The organism is uncultured Meiothermus sp., from assembly GCF_937863175.1.
Classification (GTDB): domain Bacteria; phylum Deinococcota; class Deinococci; order Deinococcales; family Thermaceae; genus Meiothermus.
Genome location: NZ_CALMCQ010000205.1, coordinates 1 through 17,024, shown reverse-complemented (window position 1 = coordinate 17,024; position 17,024 = coordinate 1). Strand labels below are relative to the sequence as shown.

Genomic DNA, 17,024 nt, shown 5'->3' with positions numbered 1-17,024 from the left:
TCGGTATAACTTCAGGAGCAACCATGAAAGAAGCCGTAATTGTCAGTGCAGTTAGGAGCGCCGTGGGGCGCGGCAAGAGCGATGGTTCGTTGGCCTCGGTACACCCCATTGACCTTTCGGCAACAGTCATGAAAGCAGCGGTCGAAAAGGTCGGGGTGAGCCCTGCCCTTATCGAAGACGTGCAGTGGGGCTGCGCCATGCCCGAGGCTGGCCAGGGGTTGAATGTGGCCCGGCTCTCGGTGCTGCGGGCGGGCTTTCCAGTAGAAGTCTCCGCGGCGACCATCAACCGCTTCTGCTCTTCGGGACTGCAGAGCGTGGCCTATGCCGCTCAGGCCATCATCTCCGGCATGAACGAGGTGGTGCTGGCCGGCGGGGTGGAGATGATGAGCCAGGTGCCCATGTCGGGCTTTCATACCCAGCTCCACCCCGAACTGACCGAGGCCTATATCGGGATGGGTTTCACCGCCGAGCGGGTCGCCGAGCGCTGGGGAGTAAGCCGCGCCGACCAGGACGCCTGGGCTTATACCAGCCACCAGAAGGCTATCAAAGCGCTGGAAAGCGGGGCCTTCGCTGGCCAGGTTGTGCCCATTCCGGTCAAAAAGGTGAGCTGGAAGGGCAGCAAGCGCAGCGTGGAGGAAGTTCACTTTGCCAGGGACGAGCTGCCCCGCGCCGATACCAGCCTCGAGCGCCTGGGAAAGCTCAAGCCCGCCTTCAAGGAGGGTGGAAGCGTAACCGCCGGCAATGCCTCGCCCTACTCCGATGGGGCCGCCGCCCTGCTGCTGATGAGCAGCGACAAAGCCAGGGAGCTGGGTCTGAAGCCGCTGGCAAAGTTCATTACTTTTGCTACCGGAGGGGTTGACCCGGACATCATGGGGGTGGGCCCGATCAAAGCCGTGCCCAAGGCCCTGGCCAAAGCCGGCATGAAGGTAGATGACCTGCAACTGATTGAGTTCAACGAAGCCTTTGCTGCACAGGTGCTGGCTGTGATGGGCGAGCTACAGATGAACCCCGAGAAGGTCAACGTCAACGGCGGGGCAATCGCCCTGGGGCACCCGCTGGGTGCAACCGGGGCCAAGCTCACCACCCAGCTGGTTCACGAACTTGGCCAGCGCGGGGGTGGGCTGGGCATGGTAACCATGTGCATCGGTGGCGGGATGGGAGCGGCTGGGGTATTCGAGGTGTATGCCGGGCGGTAGGTTAGTCTGGTACCGGAACACAGGTTTCATGCGATGGAGGTATGCTGCTAGCAATTGCCTGAGGTGGAAAAGATGCGAAGGGGATTTGTGGCCGTTCTGGCGATCTGGCTGGCAGCCTGTGCCCCCACCTATCTGGGCAGCACACCCCAGCACCCCTACAGCCTGGAGGACTTTCCCGTCTTTACCAGTCCAGCCGGAGCACCGCTTTATGGCCGACAGCGCTACGAGGAACGGCGCTGGACAGACATTGCCCGTGGCCCTAGCTGGTCACTGGGGTTTTCCATCACCCTCGAGTTCGGCTTTCCCCCCAGACCACCGGTTCCATTTCCCGACCCGGTAGAGCGCTGCCGCTGGGCAACCCAGCACGAACAGCCTGCCCCCCTGGTGCGCTTGGTGCTGCTCGAGGCTCCCCCAGGTTTTGGGGTGGGGCTGGAGCAGGCCAGCTACCGGCTTCACTGTGGCCGGCTCGAGCAAGATTCGCGGGGTTTTGAGGTGCTGCGCTACACCACCTGGCTTCAGGTGCTCTATCGTTTCGACCTACCCGCAGTGCCGCCCCAGGGGGTGCGCGTAGCGCATACTCGCTATGCGAGTAACCTAGGCACCTACCGACTACGCTGGCAGCTTTGGGAAGGTGATCGGCTTCTGGCCGAGGAAGACCGTCGCTTTACTCTGACCGCTGGACGCTAGAACCCGTTTCCTGCTCTGAGTTGGCAGATGTTACCACCCAGTCTGGGAGCAGGGGCTGGCCGATTGACTACGGAGTAAATTCTGGCTAAACTTAGACCGGGTATAAGTTTGTAGCAGGTCTAACTTCAAGCACGGAGGTCATTTATGGTTGCAGATAAAAAACTTTCGGCCAAGGGCGGTGGCTGGCTACTGGAACAAACCACGACGCCTTTTACCCCAGAAGACTTCGACGAGACCACCCGCATGATCCAGGAAACCGTGCGGCAGTTTGTCGAGAAGGAGTATCGGCCGGTGGCTCAGGCCATGGAACACGGCGAACTCGAGCACAATGTCCCGCTGCTCAAGAAGGCCGGTGAGCTCGGTCTGCTAGGGGTGGAGGTGAGCGAAGAATACGGCGGCCTCGACCTGCCCAAGACGGTCAGCACCGTGATTGCCGAAGGACTCTCTCCCACTGGGGGTTTTAGCGTTTCTTACGGTGTCCAGACCAGCATCGGCCTGCTGCCGCTGGTCTACTGGGGTACCAAAGCCCAGAAGGACAACTACCTGGCCAAACTGGTTTCGGGCGAACTCATTGCGGCTTACTGCCTGACCGAACCCCAGTCCGGTTCCGACGCCATGGGCGCCAAGACCCGCGCCGAACTCAGTGCCGATGGCACCCACTACATTCTGAACGGCACCAAGATGTGGATCTCCAACGCCGGGTTCGCCCACCTTTTCACGGTTTTCGCCAAAACCTCCGAGGGCCTTACCGCTTTCCTGATCGAGCACGACACCCCCGGCCTGCGCCTGGGTGGCGAAGAGAAAAAAATGGGCATCAAGGCTTCCAGCACCCGCCAGGTCTTTCTGGAAGATGTGAAAGTGCCGGTCGAGAATGTGCTGGGTGAGCTGGGCAAGGGGCACAAGATCGCCTTTAACGTGCTGAATGTAGGGCGCTACAAGCTGGGCGCGGGGGCCATTGGTGGGGCCAAGCTGGCCCTGGGGCTCTCCGCCAAATATGCCAGGGAGCGTGTCGCTTTTGGTCAACCCATCGCCAGCTTCGGCCTGATCCAGCAAAAACTCGCCGAGATGGCCTCCCGCATCTTTGTGGGCGAGAGCGCGGTGTATCGCACCATGGGCATGATTGACGAGGCTCTGAGCAGCCTGGATAAGGCCAACGCTGCCGAAGCGGTGCTGGCGGGCATCGAGGAGTACGCTATCGAGGCCAGCATCATCAAGGTGCTGGGCTCGGAAATCCTCGACTATGCCGTAGACGAAGGCGTACAGATTCATGGTGGCTACGGCTACTCTGGCGAGTACGCCATCGAGCAAGCCTATCGCGACAGCCGCATCAACCGTATCTTCGAGGGCACCAACGAGATCAACCGACTGCTGATTCCCGGTATGTTGCTGCGCCGGGCGATGAAGGGCGAGTTGCCCCTCTTTGATGCCGCCATGAAGCTGCAAAAAGAACTGCTCGAGCCCTCCTTTGACGAGCCAGAAGACAAGGAGTTGAGCCAGCTCGAGAACCTCAAAAAGCTGGCCCTGGCAGTGCTGGGCCTGGCTGCGCTCAAATACGGCAAAAAGATCGAAGAGGAGCAGGAAGTCATGGCCGTGGCTGCTGACATCCTGACCGACATCTTTGCTGCCGAGAGTGCCTTGCTGCGTGCTCGCAAGCTGGGCGGGGGCCCCTACGCAGACATGGCCATGCTCTACCAGTACCAGACCCTGGACCGCGCCCAGGCCGCCGCGCTTTCGATTCTGCCGCGCCTGGCCGAGGGCGACGAAATGCGGGTGATGGCCTCTGCGGCCCGCCGTCTGACCAGGCACGACCCCGCCGATCTGGTGGAGGTGCGCCGCCGGATCGCGGCAGTGGTGCTGGAAGCGGACGGCTATCCGCAGCCCAGAGCCTAACGCTGAAGGGTCTGATGCGCTGTACTGCTCTGAAGGCCGTGGACGTAAGTGCACCCGTTTCTTCGGTCTGACGGCCTCAGAATGACCCTTAGGTAATTCTGGAAGTGCTCGAGAGTCCAGTTCCACTTAGTGATAAGAGCCAGCTCACGCACCCTTAAACACAGCGGTAATGCGGTGGTCATCCCGGGTGCGGAAGCGTGCTGGCAAACCTAAGGCAGTAGACCTGTGCGTAGCTTCAGATGCGGGCTGTTTCGGCACAGGGTGTTTTCGGATGGATTGCATTCTGGGTTGCTCGGAAACCTCCATGGTCGCGCCTGGGTTCCGTGAATGGGTGCACCAGCTACCTCAACCTCCCTGACATGAAGATACTTACAAAGGGTAGCGGATCCCCGGCGACCGGCTGTGCCGGAATGCTCCGGTCAAACCGAGGCGCTGGATAGCCTTGTGCGAAACAAACACTAAGCCTGACTTGGGTTTTCTACAATGGATGAGTGCCGGAACGCAATCGCACTGCGAAGGCAGTGGAAAAACTCGAGGCCGCTCCCGCTCGAGGCCGACTCGAACTGTTGGGCGTTCCGGCCTTGCATATCCAGACCCGCCAGCTGCGCCCACTCGAGCGCAAAATTGCGGGGGTGCTGGCCTATCTAACCCTGGAAGGCCCTACCACCCGTTCCAGACTGGCGGGTCGGCTGTGGCCCGAATCCTCCGAGACCACTGCCCGCAACAACCTGTCCCAGGCTCTGCGGCGGCTGCGGCAGGCGGTGGGGGCTGAGCTGGTGCTGGGCGGGGATGTGCTGGAGCTACAGGGTCTGGATGTGGATGTGGCGGATCTCGAGGTAGCCCACTTTGCGGGCCGCCACGCCGAGGTGGTGCAGCACGAACTGCGCCTGCTCGAGGGCTGCGACTATGATGACTGCCCCGACTTCGACGACTGGCTGCTGATTCGGCGCGAGCGTCTGGCCGACCTGCGGCGCGACTCGCTCCTGGCCCTGGCCGATGGCCTCGAGCAGGCCGGGCAGTACCGCGAGGCCCTGGTCTACGCCGAACGTCTGTTGGAGCACGACCTGCTTTCGGAGGTAGCGCACCGCCGGGTGATGCGGCTATGGTATCTGCTGGGCGACCGGAGCGCGGCGATAGCGGCCTACCAGCGTTGTGAGACCGTGCTCGAACGGGAGATGGCGGTGCGCCCGCTGCCCGAAACTCTGGGACTGCTCGGTCTGATCGAGCAGGGAGCACAACTTGTACCCAGCGATCCCGAAGTGCGGGCAGAAATTCCTCTCTCGGTGTTGCGCCCACCCCGGCTTATGGGACGTGAGGCCGAATGGGCCGCAATGGAATCTGCCTGGGTTCAGGGACAGGCGATCCTGGTGACTGGCCAACCAGGTGTGGGTAAAAGCCGACTGGCGCAGGATTTTTTGGGAAGCCGGGGCCAGTATGTGGTCTTTGAAGGCCGTCCTGGCGATGCGGGGATTCCCTACGCCACCCAGAGCCGCACCTGCCGCCAGATACTTGGACGGTTTTCTGGCCTGGCTTTGCCAGACTGGGTGAAGCACGAGCTGGCCCGCATCCTTCCCGAACTTGGCCCGGCCCAGGCCCCCATTCAGTCCCGCGCCGAGAAGCTACGATTTATCCAGGCCAATGCCGAACTGGTACGAGCGGCCGCTGCCCAGGGGATGGCGCAGGTCTTCCTGGATGACCTGCAATTTGTAGATGCAGCCAGCCTCGAGGTGCTGCATTTTGTGTTTAGCCAGTACTGGGGGCGTACAGAACCCGTGCGGGCCATCCTGTCGTTTCGTGCTGGCGAGCTTTCAAGTGGGATGGAGGAGGTGTTGAGCCAGGCCGTACAGAGCGGACTGGCTGTGCGAATTGATCTGCAGCCACTGGACGTTGCCGCCGTTCAGGGCCTGCTGGAGAGCCTCGAGCTGCCGGTACCGCTGGATAGCACCCAGACCCTGGCCCAGGCTCTGGGCCGCCATACCGGAGGCAACCCTTTCTTCTTGCTCGAGACCCTGCGCAGCCTGTGGGAGTCGGGCAGCCTCGACCAGCAAAAGCCGGGACGCCTGCCGGTCTCGAGCAAAATCTTCACCCTGATTCAGCAACGCCTGGGACGTCTTTCCCTGAGCGCCCAGCGGCTGATTCGCACCGCAGCCGTGGCCGGGCCGGACTTTTCGCCCGAGCTGGCGGCCCGGGTGCTCGAAGCTGCCCCACTGGAGCTACTCGAGCCCTGGGCCGAACTCGAGGCGGCCCAACTGTTGCGCGGCAATGCTTTTGTCCACGACCTGCTCTACGAGGCCACCCTGAGCGGTGTTCCGGCCAGCATTAAGACCTATCTCCACCAGCAGATTGCACTGTATCTGGAAAGCAGGCAGGCCGATCCGGCCCGCATCGCCGGTCACTGGCTCGAGGGCCAGCCCCCTCGGGCGACTCCGTTTCTAATCCAGGCCGCCCAGAGGGCCCAGGACGCCTACCGGCTCACCGAGGCTGCCAGTTTCTACCAGCTGGCCATTGAGCAGCTGGATCGCCAGGGCGACCCGCAGGCCGCCTTTGACCTGCACGAAGCCCTCAGTGAGGTTATGATCCGCTTTGATACCGGCTCCCGCCACGAAGCCCTAATTCAGCGGATGCGGGCTCTGGCCAGTACCCCCGAGCAGCAGGCCCGGGCCTGGCTGCGCGAGGCCATTCGTCTGGGCGAACACGGCTACGGGCCCGAGGCCGAGCAGGCGGCCCTGCAAGGGCTACAAAGCCTAAGCGATGAAGACCGGCCCGAGTTGCGCGTGCGGCTGCTGGACGCCCTGGCCCAGGCGCTTTTTGTACAGCGCAAAACCCACGACCTCATCAAGGCCCTGGAGCAGCTCATAGAGCTTCATCGGCAACGCGGTGACGAGCTGCAGGCTGCAATCTGCACATCGCGCCTGGGTATTGCCTACGACCAGCTCGAGCGCCACCGCGAGGCCCTTGCCTACTACCAGCAGGCCGAGCCCATCCTGGGGCGTTCTGCCAACCGCATCGTGCAGATAGGTTTTCACCACAACCGCGCGGTCTGTCTGGCGGCGCTGGGCCATGCCGAGGCTGCGCTGGAAGCCCAGCTCCAGGCCCAGTGTTTGCTCGAGGGCATGCAGGGGGTGGTGGGCCGCGAGGTGCACCACCTTAACAACCTGGCCCTGCGCTACTACGACCTGGAGCGCTACGCCGAAGCCCAGCAAGCCCTGGAGCGGGCCCTCGAAATTGTGCCCGAAGAGTGGGGCTGGACGCGGGCTTTTAGTGAGTACCAGATGGCTTGTTTGCACTGGATCTGGGGGGAGTGGGCCACTGCCTCGGACTGGCTGGGCCGGGCCTTGAGCGAGCCCGACCTGCCCCGACGCGATGCGGCGACCTACCGGATTCTGGGGCTCTTGCTGGCCCACCAGCGCGGGGAGGAGGCAGGCCCCTGGATAGAGCAGCTCGAGGAACTATTTGCCGGTTATCGTGGGCTGGCCTATGGCCGTTTCCTGCTGGCCAAATCCCGCCTGAGTTCCCCGGGGCAGGGTTTGCAGAGCATCCGGGAAGCCCTTGCGCTGGCCCAGGAAAACCACTGGCCCGCCCTCGAGATAGCCGCTCATACCCTTTGGGCCAACGCTTTGCTGGCCCAGCCAGGCAAAAGAAGTCGCAACCTCAGTGATGCCCTGCGCCACAGCCAGGCTGCCATCGAGCGGATGGCCGCGTACTGGCCCACTGGTTGTACGAGGCTCGAGGTGCTGTGGGTGCACTACCAGGCCCAGGCGGCCAGCCACAAAGCCGATATGACCCAACTCCAGCAGGTGCTTGGCTATCTATTGGATATCGCGAACCGGCATGTTCCCCCGCAACACAAAAACTCTTTTTTGAGCCACAACCCCGTTAGCAAAGCAATTCTGGAAGCAGCCCGCACCGCTGGTATAACCCCTCCCTAGCCTCAGTCATTCTCCAGTCATCCTGCTTGCCCTACCCTGTCCGCGTATATCGGAAGGTATAGCAAGGAGGGAGTCGTGCAAGGGATGCGAAGGCTGGCTTTTGGTGTTTTGTGGGTGTTGGGCTTCATGAGCACGGTTGCGCTTGCAGCCCCTGCCTACCTGGATGGAAGCGATGTGGCAGTATGGCAAATTTGCCCCATAACCAACATTAGTGCTATTGCCTCACAGAACAAAGTCGGCTTTTTTACCGATCCAAGTACGTCCTACCCCAAGACGGGCGATGTGGGCTATGTACGGGCGGTGGGCTCCAACATTAGTCCGTGTACCAACGACACCATCGGCTTCGACTTCTTTCTGCCGGATGGGGCTACCCTGGCGATTGATACTACCAACCGGGTGCGCTGCTACGCCATCAAGTTTACGACCCCCACCCAGGTGATCGAGTTTACCGACAACCCCCCTGGTTTCCAGGGAGGTTGCTCGCAAACGCCCTCTACCGGAGCCAGTGGGGGTTTGTTTTTTGGCTATGCGGTGATTGCGCCCGGCTGGCAGGTGGATATTCGTGTGCCGGTTCGTTACAACAGACAACTGCTGGGGCTGGCCGGCCCGACCAGTCACCGCTTGACTGCGGTGGCCCAGACAGCCTGGAGCAATGTTGCACCGTTTGTGCCGGTGACCGTTTACTATCAGGCCAGCTTCCAGAACCTGCAAAGCAGTGGGATTGGCGCAACCACAGCAACGCTGGGGGTGAATCTTTATAGCTATTTCAAGGGTGGCCAGCTTTATGTGGATTATGGAACCACCACTTCCTTTGGTTTAACCACTCCTCCGGCCACCGTGCCCAACACCTCCCTTAACTTTCCCAGCGTCAGCACCAGCCTCACCGGCCTCAGCCCCAGCACCACCTATTTCTGGCGCTACCGTTTTGTCACCGATGCGGGCACTTTCAACAGCCCTACCCAGAGCTTCAACACCGCGGCAGCCCCCACCTTTACCCTCACGGTCAGCAGAAACGGTACGGGCTCGGGAACCGTGACCAGCAGTCCCTCCGGTATCAACTGCGGGGCTACCTGTTCGGCCAGCTTTACCCAGGGCGCCACGGTAACGCTGACCGCCGCACCCGCGTCGGGATCGGTGTTTGCTGGGTGGAGCGGAGGCGGCTGTAGCGGTACCGGTACTTGCACTGTGACGATGAACGTGGCCCAGAGCGTCACCGCGACCTTCAACACCGCACCCGTCTCTACTTTCAACCTCACTGTAAACAAAACCGGGAGCGGTAGCGGCACCGTCACCAGCAACCCCACTGGCATCAACTGCGGCACTTCCTGCTCTGCGGCCTTCAGTGCAGGTACGACCGTTACCCTCAGTGCAGCCGCCGCCAGCGGCTCTACCTTCGCCGGTTGGAGCGGGGCCTGCACGGGTACGGGTACTTGTACGGTGACGATGAATTCGGCCCAAACCGCGACCGCCGCCTTCAACACGGCCCAGAGCTTCGGTACCCTCAACCTGCAAGTGTCGGGCCTGCCCAGTGGCAACAGCGCCACCCTCACCATCACCGGCCCGGATGGCTTCAACCAGCAGCGCACCATCCTCAGCGGAACCGGCCAGTCGCTCTCCGATGTGGTGACCGGCAGCTACACCGTCACCGCCCCCAGTGTGCTGGTGAGCGGCACCACCTACAATCCCAACCCGGCCAGTCAGAACGTTACCGTGACCACCGCCAGCGCCACCGCCAGCGTGAACTACACCCAGGCCCCTGCGGCCAGCTTCGCGCTCACGGTGAACAAAGGCGGTACCGGCGGCGGTACCGTGAGCAGCAGCCCTGCGGGTATCAACTGCGGTGCGACCTGCAACGCCACCTTCAGCTCGGGAGCCAGTGTAATCCTGAGCCCGGTTGCCGATGCAGGCTCGACCTTCGCTGGCTGGGGCGGGGCCTGTAGCGGCACCGGAACCTGCTCGGTCACGATGGACGCAGCCAGATCGGTTACAGCTACCTTCAATACCGCACCGGCGGCGAGCCTCACCATCGCCGTAGCCAGACCGGCCAACGCGCCCACCGATGCCACCCGCAGCAAGGGCCAGAGCAATGTCTCGATGCTGGCCTTTGCCCTCAACCCCTCGCAGGCCACCCAGTTGCAGAGCATCACCCTGCAAGCCAGTGGCAGCGGCAACGACAACCTCGACCTCACGGCCATCAAGCTGATCCGCGACACCAACGCCAACGGCCAGATTGACAGCGGCGAAACGCCCATCGCCACTGGAGCCTTCAGTGCCGACAACGGCACCCTCACCCTCACCCTGTCCACCGCGCTGGCCCTCAGTCCGGGCAATAGCCAGTTCATGGTAGCTGCCGATATTGCCAGCTCGCTGGCGGTTCGTCCGGCGGTGCTGAAGGCCCAGAGCCTCCCGGCCCTGCCCACGCCCCTGCTGCTTACCTTGCTGCCCTTGATGCTCCTGGGTGCGTGGCGGATGCGCTCCCTGCGGACGGGTTTCCTGGCGCTGGGCCTGGCCCTGACCCTGGCGGCCTGCGGTGGCACTGATCAGAACACCACCCCGGTCAACCATACCTACCAGATCAACCTGACCGCGCTGAGCGCACAAGGGAGCCCCACCGTAAGCGGTCTGCCCATTACCGGAGCCACCATCACGGTGCAGAAGTAGAAGCTCGGGGTGTCGGTGGAGTGCCTCCTCCTGCCGACACCCAACTTCCTACCTGCAAAAGCCCTGGAGGATTCGATGAAGCGTATGTGGATGATAGCCCTGATTTTTTTGGCCGTGCTGCTGGCTGCATGTGGGGGTGGCGGTCAGGCCGGTAGCAAGGGTACCTGGGATAGCAGCAATTGGGATCAAGGGCAGTGGCAGTAAAGGAGCAACTATGCCAAAGCAAGCAGTCAAGATGTTCGTTCTCGGCGGGGCGATGGTAGCCGGGGGCCTGGTAGCTGTGGCGGTGGGGGACTTGATTGCTTTTTCGCCCAACACGCCCATCAAATCTGCGGATGTGAACCAGAATTTCACCATCCTGCGCTCGGCCATTCAAACCCTGGAAGCCCCGGTTGGAACTGCACGTATTGCGGACAGTGCGGTAACGCTGCCCAAGCTTTCAACGGGTGGAACGTTGGCCGACGGCAAGGTGCTCAAAGCCCAGGGCGGGGCACTGGTGTGGGGCGATGATCTTCAGGGCAGCGGGGGAACGTCGTATCTGGCAGGAGCAGGGCTGGCCCTGAGCAGCAGCACCTTCTCGGTGGCCCTCGAGGGCATCACCAGCGGGATGCTGGCCGACGGCGCGGTGACGAGCGGAAAGTTGGGCAGTGCCAGCGTTTCCTCGGCCAAACTGGCAGACAATGCGGTGTCGAGCGGCAAGCTGGCCAGCGACGCGGCATCGCTGGCCCGGGTCTCGGGTGGGGCGCTCACTGCGAGTGGCAGTAACACCACGGCCACAGGCAATTTGACGGTCAACGGAAGTCTGGATATCGGTTACGTGAATACCTTTGATATCCCTGGCCCGCTGATTCAGCCCAACGGAACCTTTGAGCAGACAGCCACCTGTCCGGCAGGTACCCGCGTGCTCGGCGCAGGGTACTACAACTCCACCGACAGCGACATCACCATCACCCGCTTCATCCCGTTTGATGGCACCTCGTGGTTTGTCAGGGGCGTCAACAACACCGCAACCCTGACCCGATTGTACATCCGCCTGACCTGCGCACGACTCTAGAAGGAGCAACCCATGCAAAACCCGCTCACGATCACTCTGGCCATTGCCGCCGGCCTGATCCTGTCCCAGGGCCTCGCGCAGTTCTCGGGGTACACCAGTGTCAACATGACCGCCGTCAACTCCTTCCTGAGGGTTCAGCTCGACTCGGCGGCGGTGCGCACCGCCCAGCAGAACCTCGAGCGGGTCAACCAGCGCAATAATGCCAGCCATAGCGCGCAAGCTGCGGCCCGCGTCCGGGCCCAGACCGCGCCGCAGACTGCCTTCCGACCCGGCGCACAGCGCCTGCTGGTGCGGCAGTTTGCCCAGAGCCTGAGCAACAAGCCGGGCGAAGTGCAGGAGCTGGTTACAGCCTTCAACGAGGGGTTCAAAGCCTTCGAGGCCGAGGCCCGGCGGCTGGGCCGCCCCCACAACGTGGCGATGGCCTTCACCTACCTGGTGGGGGTGTGCTACCTGGTGCACTACGGCCAGGAGCCCAGCGAGACCGCGCTCATGAACCTTCAGGCCAACACCGACGCGGCCTTCGGGGGGTCGGAGGCCTTTAAGCGGCTTACCGACCCGGAGCGCCAGCGGGTTTACGAGGCCCTGGTGCTGATGGCGACCCTGCCCCTTCTGGGTTACACCGTGGCGGTGGAGCAGAACGACCCGGAGCTGCTCGAGACCTACCGTGGGATCGCGGGGGTGGCCCTCGAGACCGCGCTGGGAGTGCGCCCGGATCGGCTGAAGTTTACGGCGACGGGCCTCGAGCTGCGCTAGCGAGGTCGGGGAAAGGCCGCCATGAAACCAGCCATCCTCCCCGCCCGGCTCGAGCGCCTGCAAGGCGGCGGGGCCTGGGGGGGCGTCCACCACCCGCTGGCGCTCAAGGACACCTATGACAACCCTTATTTCGCCCCGAGGAACTGACGCGATGAGCCCCAAAGCCAGCCAAGTCTACGTGCTGCGGGTCTGGTACGAGCCCACCCCGGAGGGCGAGGTCTGGCGGGCCTCGGTGAGCCGGGGCGAGGAGCGCCACTACTTCGCCGACCCCCGCGAGCTGGCCCGCTTCCTCAGCGAGGAGATGGAGGGGCTGAACCTGACCCGGCGGTCGGATTAGGCCAGCCCGGTAAGGCCCGGCAAGGAGGAACCGTATGCATTCGAGGAACGCAATCGTGTGGCGGAGGCTGCTGGCACTGGCGGCGTGGGGCGGGGTGGCCCTCGGGATCGCTGGCTTTGCCCAGGGCAACGTGGGCGTCCCGGCGGTGCTGGTGGGCATCTGGCAGCAGACCGTGGCCTCCGCCGGTGACTACACCAACACCTTTACGGGCGAGACCTTCACCCTCAGCCAGGGCTACTCGGCCCAGCTCAAGATTCGGGCCAACGGGCAGTTCACCTTCGACCACTACTCGCAGGGCGTCGCCTCCCACTGCCGCCAGGTCAGCTACCTCGACCGCATGAGCGGCACCCTCGAGATCCAGAACAACCTCCTGACCCTGCGCCCCAGAGTGCGCCGCCTGGTCGTGAACAACTGCACCCGTTCGGGCGCCTTCACCCTACCCAACAACCTGGTGGTCTTTAATGCTGGGCTCTCCTGGTACGAGACGCTTATCAAGGAACCCACCTTGCAGCTCGAGCTCTCGGGCGGCCCCTACCCGCTCAAGCTCAAGCAGCTCCAGCGCGACCTCTCGGCCAGGCCCCAGCAGCCCGCCCAGCCCCAAGGGTTCCAACTGGGCGACGACCCGCCATACCAGGAGTTTCTGGGAACCTGGGCGCCCTCGGCGGGCTCCGACCTGGGTTTTTACAACATCCAGACCGGCGCGTTCTATCTGCCCGAGTACAACGGCAGCGAGCACCGCTGGCTGCGTTTCGTCCCCGGCGGCTACGAGTTGGCTACGGTCTTCGAGAACGCCAACCACGAGGGGGCCTGCAAGAAAGACCTGATCTACTACGAGCGGGGGAGGGCCTGGTTCAAGGTGCTGGAGATCCGAAACGACACCTACGAGGGCGATGTGCGCTTTCAGGCCGAGGAAGCCCGGGTAGTGGTGCAGATCCGCAACTGTGAGGGTGACGATGGGGTCAGTCGCTACACCCTGCAGCCCCTCACCAGCTACTACAAGTTCCAGTACACCGCCAGCGTGGGGCTCACCCTGGGCTGTGTATGGCCCGGGCACGAGTGGCAGTTTGCCGCCTGCACCAACCGGGTGGGCTGGAACAGCTTCCGCAAGCGGCCGTGAACCCCCAGAGAGAAGATCATGGTCTGGACTGTTATCCGATACCTCCCGCCCGCTCTTTTCGGGCTGCTTCAACTGGTGGGTTGTTCCTCGTCCCAGCAGGCTTCACACCTGGTGCTGGTGAGCCAGGCGGGCTCGAGCACTGTCGCGGTAATTGACCCGGTGCAGGGCCGCACCGTCAAGCGCATCACGGTGGGTGGGCTGCCCCACCGGATGATTCTGAACCCGGATGGCAGCAAGGTCTACGTGGTGCTGGTGGGCTCGCAGGCCGTAGCCGAGGTGGATGTGCGGAGCCTCGAGGTTTTCCGCACCTTCCTGACCGCACCGGTGCCCGAGCGGCGCAGTGACGGTACGCTGATCCAGCCGCACTTTGACCAGGACGCCTTCTCAAAAACGAGTTGTTTTGCCTGCCACAACCCCGGCGGTGCCAAGCCTTTTATCGTGGGCGAGCGGCCTGTGGGCATTGCGTTCTCGAGCGACTTAAACAAACTCTACGTCTCCCATATCCGCCAGGGGCGTTTGAGCGAGATTGATCTCTTGAGTGCTCAGGTGGTGCGGGCACGGAATCTGCCGCCTTCCGGTGCGGCGAGCGAAGCGGTGGACGTGGCCCGGGTGGGCTCCAGATTGGTGGTGGCGATGCGCCCCCGCCAGCCCAGCACCGAGGCCAGCGCGGTGCGCTGGCTCGACGAGCAGACCTGGCAAACCCTGTCCGAGGCCCCCACCGGCTCCGACCCTGCCTTCGTGTTGCCGTTGGAGGAAAACGCGCTGGTTTCCAACTTTGAGTCCAACACCCTCAGCCTGCACGCGCCCGCCTCGAGCCCCAAAAGCTTCACCGTCACCCCAGGGCCATTGGGGATGCTAAAGGTAGCGGAGGGAAGGGTTTTGTCGCTCAACTACTACTCCAATGCGGTCTCGCTGGTGGATTTGGTTTCGGGCCAGGTTCAGAACCACCAACTCGAGCTCGGGAGCAGAATTTTTGTCAATCCCACCCATGCCGCCCTGTCTCCTGATGGCAGGCTGGCCTATATCGTCAGCAGCGGTACCGAGGGGCATCTGGTGGTCTTCGACCTGGAGCGCAAGGGGGTGACACGGGCGATTCCGATAGATGGCCTTTCGTTTGATGTGGTGGTGGTGCGCAGGTAACAGGAGGAAACTATGAGGAAGACCCTATGGATGGCTGCTTTGTTGGGTTTGCTGGCTGCTTGTGGCGGCAACAACGGTGGCGGTGGAAATAACGGCTCCAGCGCTCCCAATACCGTTGCCGGGCTGGTCACCGATATCGGCACCGGGGCACGGCTTAGCGGCGTGAAGGTCACGGTGGTGGGGAGCAGTCAGACCACCACCACCGACAGCCGGGGTGAGTTCATTTTGCAGAACCTGCCGCCGGGACTGGTCAAGGTCGACCTGGAAAAAGCGGGCTACGCACCTGGGCATGGGCTGGCCGAGTCCACCAGCAGCGCACAGGCCATCGTGGTAGCGCTGAAAAAAGAAGGAACCGAACAGGGCTACAACCCCACCCAGGCTCGCACCCTCTTCCAGCGCACCGAGGCTGGCCCCTACGCGGTGATCTTCCAGCCGAACAGCCTGAACACTGCTGATACCAACCTGCGGGTGGTGGTGACCCCGCTCGATCCGACCAAGGAAGACTCAGCCCTGCCCGGCGATCTGATTGCGGGGGGCGCCAGCCCCACCCCACTAGCGGCAGTAACCTTTGCCGAGTTCAGCATCCTGGATTCGCAGAACCGCCGCATCAACCTCAAGCCCGGCTCGAGCGCGATTGTCGAACTGCCTATCCCGCCCGAGCTGCGCAGCCGCTACAAAATCGGTGACAAAATTCACTGCTACGCCTACAACCCCCAGACCGGGCGCTGGGAAGACTTTGTAGAAGGCACGGTGGAGCGCTCGAGCGTGGACGGCACCACCCCGGTGCTGCGGGCCAGCATCCGCCACTTCTCCTGGTATGGCGGGGCCCCGGCAGTGCAGGATCAGGAGTGTGTGTTGGTCGAGGTGCGCAACCGCTTTGGGCCGCTGGCAGACGCAGTGGTTACGGCGCGTCCAGGGTTGCGGGCGGTAACCAACCGCCTTGGACAAGCCGAAATCACTGTAGAAAAAGGCGTGCCGGTCAACTTCACGGCCACCAAGACCTACACCGACACCTTTGTAGATAACCATGGCAATCTGATTCCCAAACCGGGCGCGAAGGTTATAGATATCGGCAGAGTCTACGAGGACGACCTGATCGGCCTCGACGGCAAGAACTACAGCCGCACCCCGGGGCCGTGTCCGGGCAGTTCGGTTCAGTTGGTACGGCCTGCCGCCACCAACCCCCTCCCGATTCGCGTGGCCCCCGCCCCCGAGGGCTTCTTCAGGGCCAACGCACTGTTGCAGCCCGGCGGGGTAGCCTTCATGCAGCTCGAGAAGGGTATCCCCAACGCCGACGGCGATCTGGATAACGCCGAGCCTGCCGCCGGGGCCAAGATCACCATCAGCGATAATGCGGGCAAAACCGCGACGCTTAGTGAGCTGGCGCCGGGAACCTACTTTGCCAACAACTTCGATGTCGAACCCGGCAAGCGCTACACCCTGAACATTGACGCCGACGGCAACGGCAGCATAGATGGCAGTGGCTCGGCCTTCGCACTCGGCAACGTGGCCTGGAGCAACCTCAGCAACGGCGGCAGCTATAGCGCGGCCAGCCTGACTGCCACCTGGAGCGACAGCGCCTCGGCCCAGCCCGGCTACAATGCTTTGTACCAGGTCTCGTTCCAGCGCAACGGCGGTTCGGGGGTCTCCGATATGGCCTTCTACCTTGGCTCGGAGCGCACCTTCCAACCTCGAGCCCAGACCGATCCTCCCACCCCGCTTGCGCCGGGAACCTACACGGTCACGCTCAACGCATTTTGCGGCGCTTTTAGCGGTGGAAACCTGAACATTAGCGACAACATCACTGGGGTGGGGATGCAGGGCCAGATTTACAGCATCCAGCCGGTCAACCCCATTACCATTACCCTGACGCTGTAGCCTAGTCGTGTCCGGGCTTTGGAAAACCACGCTGGCCGAGGAGGTTATAGAAGAATTCTAGTTCTGGTTGTTGGCAGCCCTGGCCCAGCCCGGCGCAGGGCTGCCTTGAGCGAGTTGTAGCGGAGCGCTCGAGCGTTCAAGGTTGCTTCTTGTGCAGGGCCTCGAGAAAGGCCCAGATGGCGTATTCCATCTCCTCGATGGCTTTTTTGTTGCCCACCACCAGAAGCGGGGTGGCGTTGCCGTCGTAGAGAAAGAGCACCCGGATGGGGAAGAGCAGATAACTGACCAGAGCGATGACGGCCAGAGCCAGGGCTCCATACTCGAGGGCCGGTGCGCTAATCCTTAGCAACTGCGGGATGTCCAGCCAGCCCAAAGAGCGCAG

13 protein-coding genes and 1 pseudogene are annotated in these 17,024 nt (G+C 62.8%); 13 read left to right on the top strand and 1 reads right to left on the bottom strand.

The window, feature by feature from the left end; all coding sequences use genetic code 11:
- Window positions 1-23 precede the first annotated feature (23 nt).
- From Q0288_RS08080 to Q0288_RS08020, 13 genes are all read left to right on the top strand, one after another.
- Window positions 24-1,196, top strand: a complete 1,173-nt coding sequence (locus Q0288_RS08080; protein ID WP_299429385.1) for a thiolase family protein — start codon at window positions 24-26, stop codon at window positions 1,194-1,196.
- A 72-nt stretch (window positions 1,197-1,268) separates the two neighbouring features.
- Complete coding sequence (locus tag Q0288_RS08075; RefSeq protein WP_299429384.1) at window positions 1,269-1,883, top strand: hypothetical protein; 615 nt, start codon at window positions 1,269-1,271, stop codon at window positions 1,881-1,883.
- A gap of 144 nt (window positions 1,884-2,027) precedes the next feature.
- On the top strand, window positions 2,028-3,773 hold the full coding sequence (locus tag Q0288_RS08070; protein WP_299429383.1) for an acyl-CoA dehydrogenase family protein: 1,746 nt from the start codon (window positions 2,028-2,030) through the stop codon (window positions 3,771-3,773).
- Between the two features lie 491 nt (window positions 3,774-4,264).
- Window positions 4,265-7,702 carry an AAA family ATPase gene (locus Q0288_RS08065; RefSeq protein ID WP_299429382.1) on the top strand — a complete coding sequence of 1,146 codons (3,438 nt, stop codon included), beginning with the start codon at window positions 4,265-4,267 and terminating at the stop codon, window positions 7,700-7,702.
- 84 nt (window positions 7,703-7,786) lie between these two features.
- Window positions 7,787-10,363: a hypothetical protein gene (locus Q0288_RS08060; protein WP_299429398.1), complete on the top strand. Its 2,577-nt coding sequence runs from the start codon at window positions 7,787-7,789 to the stop codon at window positions 10,361-10,363.
- A 75-nt stretch (window positions 10,364-10,438) separates the two neighbouring features.
- Window positions 10,439-10,567: a hypothetical protein gene (locus Q0288_RS08055; RefSeq protein WP_299429381.1), complete on the top strand. Its 129-nt coding sequence runs from the start codon at window positions 10,439-10,441 to the stop codon at window positions 10,565-10,567.
- A 10-nt stretch (window positions 10,568-10,577) separates the two neighbouring features.
- A complete protein-coding gene (locus tag Q0288_RS08050; RefSeq protein ID WP_299429380.1) occupies window positions 10,578-11,417 on the top strand; it encodes a hypothetical protein in 840 nt (279 codons plus the stop codon).
- A 12-nt stretch (window positions 11,418-11,429) separates the two neighbouring features.
- The gene (locus Q0288_RS08045; protein ID WP_299429379.1) at window positions 11,430-12,170 is read left to right on the top strand and encodes a DUF6683 family protein; all 741 of its coding nucleotides are present in this window, start codon (window positions 11,430-11,432) and stop codon (window positions 12,168-12,170) included.
- A gap of 21 nt (window positions 12,171-12,191) precedes the next feature.
- A complete protein-coding gene (locus Q0288_RS08040; protein WP_299429378.1) occupies window positions 12,192-12,317 on the top strand; it encodes a hypothetical protein in 126 nt (41 codons plus the stop codon).
- Between the two features lie 4 nt (window positions 12,318-12,321).
- Window positions 12,322-12,507 carry a hypothetical protein gene (locus tag Q0288_RS08035; protein ID WP_299429377.1) on the top strand — a complete coding sequence of 62 codons (186 nt, stop codon included), beginning with the start codon at window positions 12,322-12,324 and terminating at the stop codon, window positions 12,505-12,507.
- Window positions 12,508-12,541: 34 nt separating this feature from the next.
- A complete protein-coding gene (locus Q0288_RS08030; RefSeq protein ID WP_299429376.1) occupies window positions 12,542-13,624 on the top strand; it encodes a hypothetical protein in 1,083 nt (360 codons plus the stop codon).
- Window positions 13,625-13,642: 18 nt separating this feature from the next.
- Window positions 13,643-14,764, top strand: coding sequence for a YncE family protein (locus Q0288_RS08025; RefSeq protein WP_299429375.1), 1,122 nt, complete (start codon window positions 13,643-13,645; stop codon window positions 14,762-14,764).
- Between the two features lie 12 nt (window positions 14,765-14,776).
- The gene (locus tag Q0288_RS08020) at window positions 14,777-16,642 is read left to right on the top strand and encodes a DUF4249 family protein (protein ID WP_299429374.1); all 1,866 of its coding nucleotides are present in this window, start codon (window positions 14,777-14,779) and stop codon (window positions 16,640-16,642) included.
- Between the two features lie 136 nt (window positions 16,643-16,778).
- Here Q0288_RS08020 and Q0288_RS08015 read toward each other — a convergent pair.
- Window positions 16,779-17,024, bottom strand: a pseudogene (locus tag Q0288_RS08015) (hypothetical protein); the annotation flags it as partial.

Excerpts from the sequence above, each read along its gene's own strand:
- Q0288_RS08080 (WP_299429385.1), top strand. The coding sequence starts at position 24 with ATGAAAGAAGCCGTAATTGTCAGTGCAGTTAGGAGCGCCGTGGGGCGC.
- Q0288_RS08075 (WP_299429384.1), top strand. The coding sequence starts at position 1,269 with ATGCGAAGGGGATTTGTGGCCGTTCTGGCGATCTGGCTGGCAGCCTGT.
- Q0288_RS08070 (WP_299429383.1), top strand. The coding sequence starts at position 2,028 with ATGGTTGCAGATAAAAAACTTTCGGCCAAGGGCGGTGGCTGGCTACTG.
- Q0288_RS08060 (WP_299429398.1), top strand. The coding sequence starts at position 7,787 with ATGCGAAGGCTGGCTTTTGGTGTTTTGTGGGTGTTGGGCTTCATGAGC.
- Q0288_RS08055 (WP_299429381.1), top strand. The coding sequence starts at position 10,439 with ATGAAGCGTATGTGGATGATAGCCCTGATTTTTTTGGCCGTGCTGCTG.
- Q0288_RS08050 (WP_299429380.1), top strand. The coding sequence starts at position 10,578 with ATGCCAAAGCAAGCAGTCAAGATGTTCGTTCTCGGCGGGGCGATGGTA.
- Q0288_RS08045 (WP_299429379.1), top strand. The coding sequence starts at position 11,430 with ATGCAAAACCCGCTCACGATCACTCTGGCCATTGCCGCCGGCCTGATC.
- Q0288_RS08040 (WP_299429378.1), top strand. The coding sequence starts at position 12,192 with ATGAAACCAGCCATCCTCCCCGCCCGGCTCGAGCGCCTGCAAGGCGGC.
- Q0288_RS08035 (WP_299429377.1), top strand. The coding sequence starts at position 12,322 with ATGAGCCCCAAAGCCAGCCAAGTCTACGTGCTGCGGGTCTGGTACGAG.
- Q0288_RS08030 (WP_299429376.1), top strand. The coding sequence starts at position 12,542 with ATGCATTCGAGGAACGCAATCGTGTGGCGGAGGCTGCTGGCACTGGCG.
- Q0288_RS08025 (WP_299429375.1), top strand. The coding sequence starts at position 13,643 with ATGGTCTGGACTGTTATCCGATACCTCCCGCCCGCTCTTTTCGGGCTG.
- Q0288_RS08020 (WP_299429374.1), top strand. The coding sequence starts at position 14,777 with ATGAGGAAGACCCTATGGATGGCTGCTTTGTTGGGTTTGCTGGCTGCT.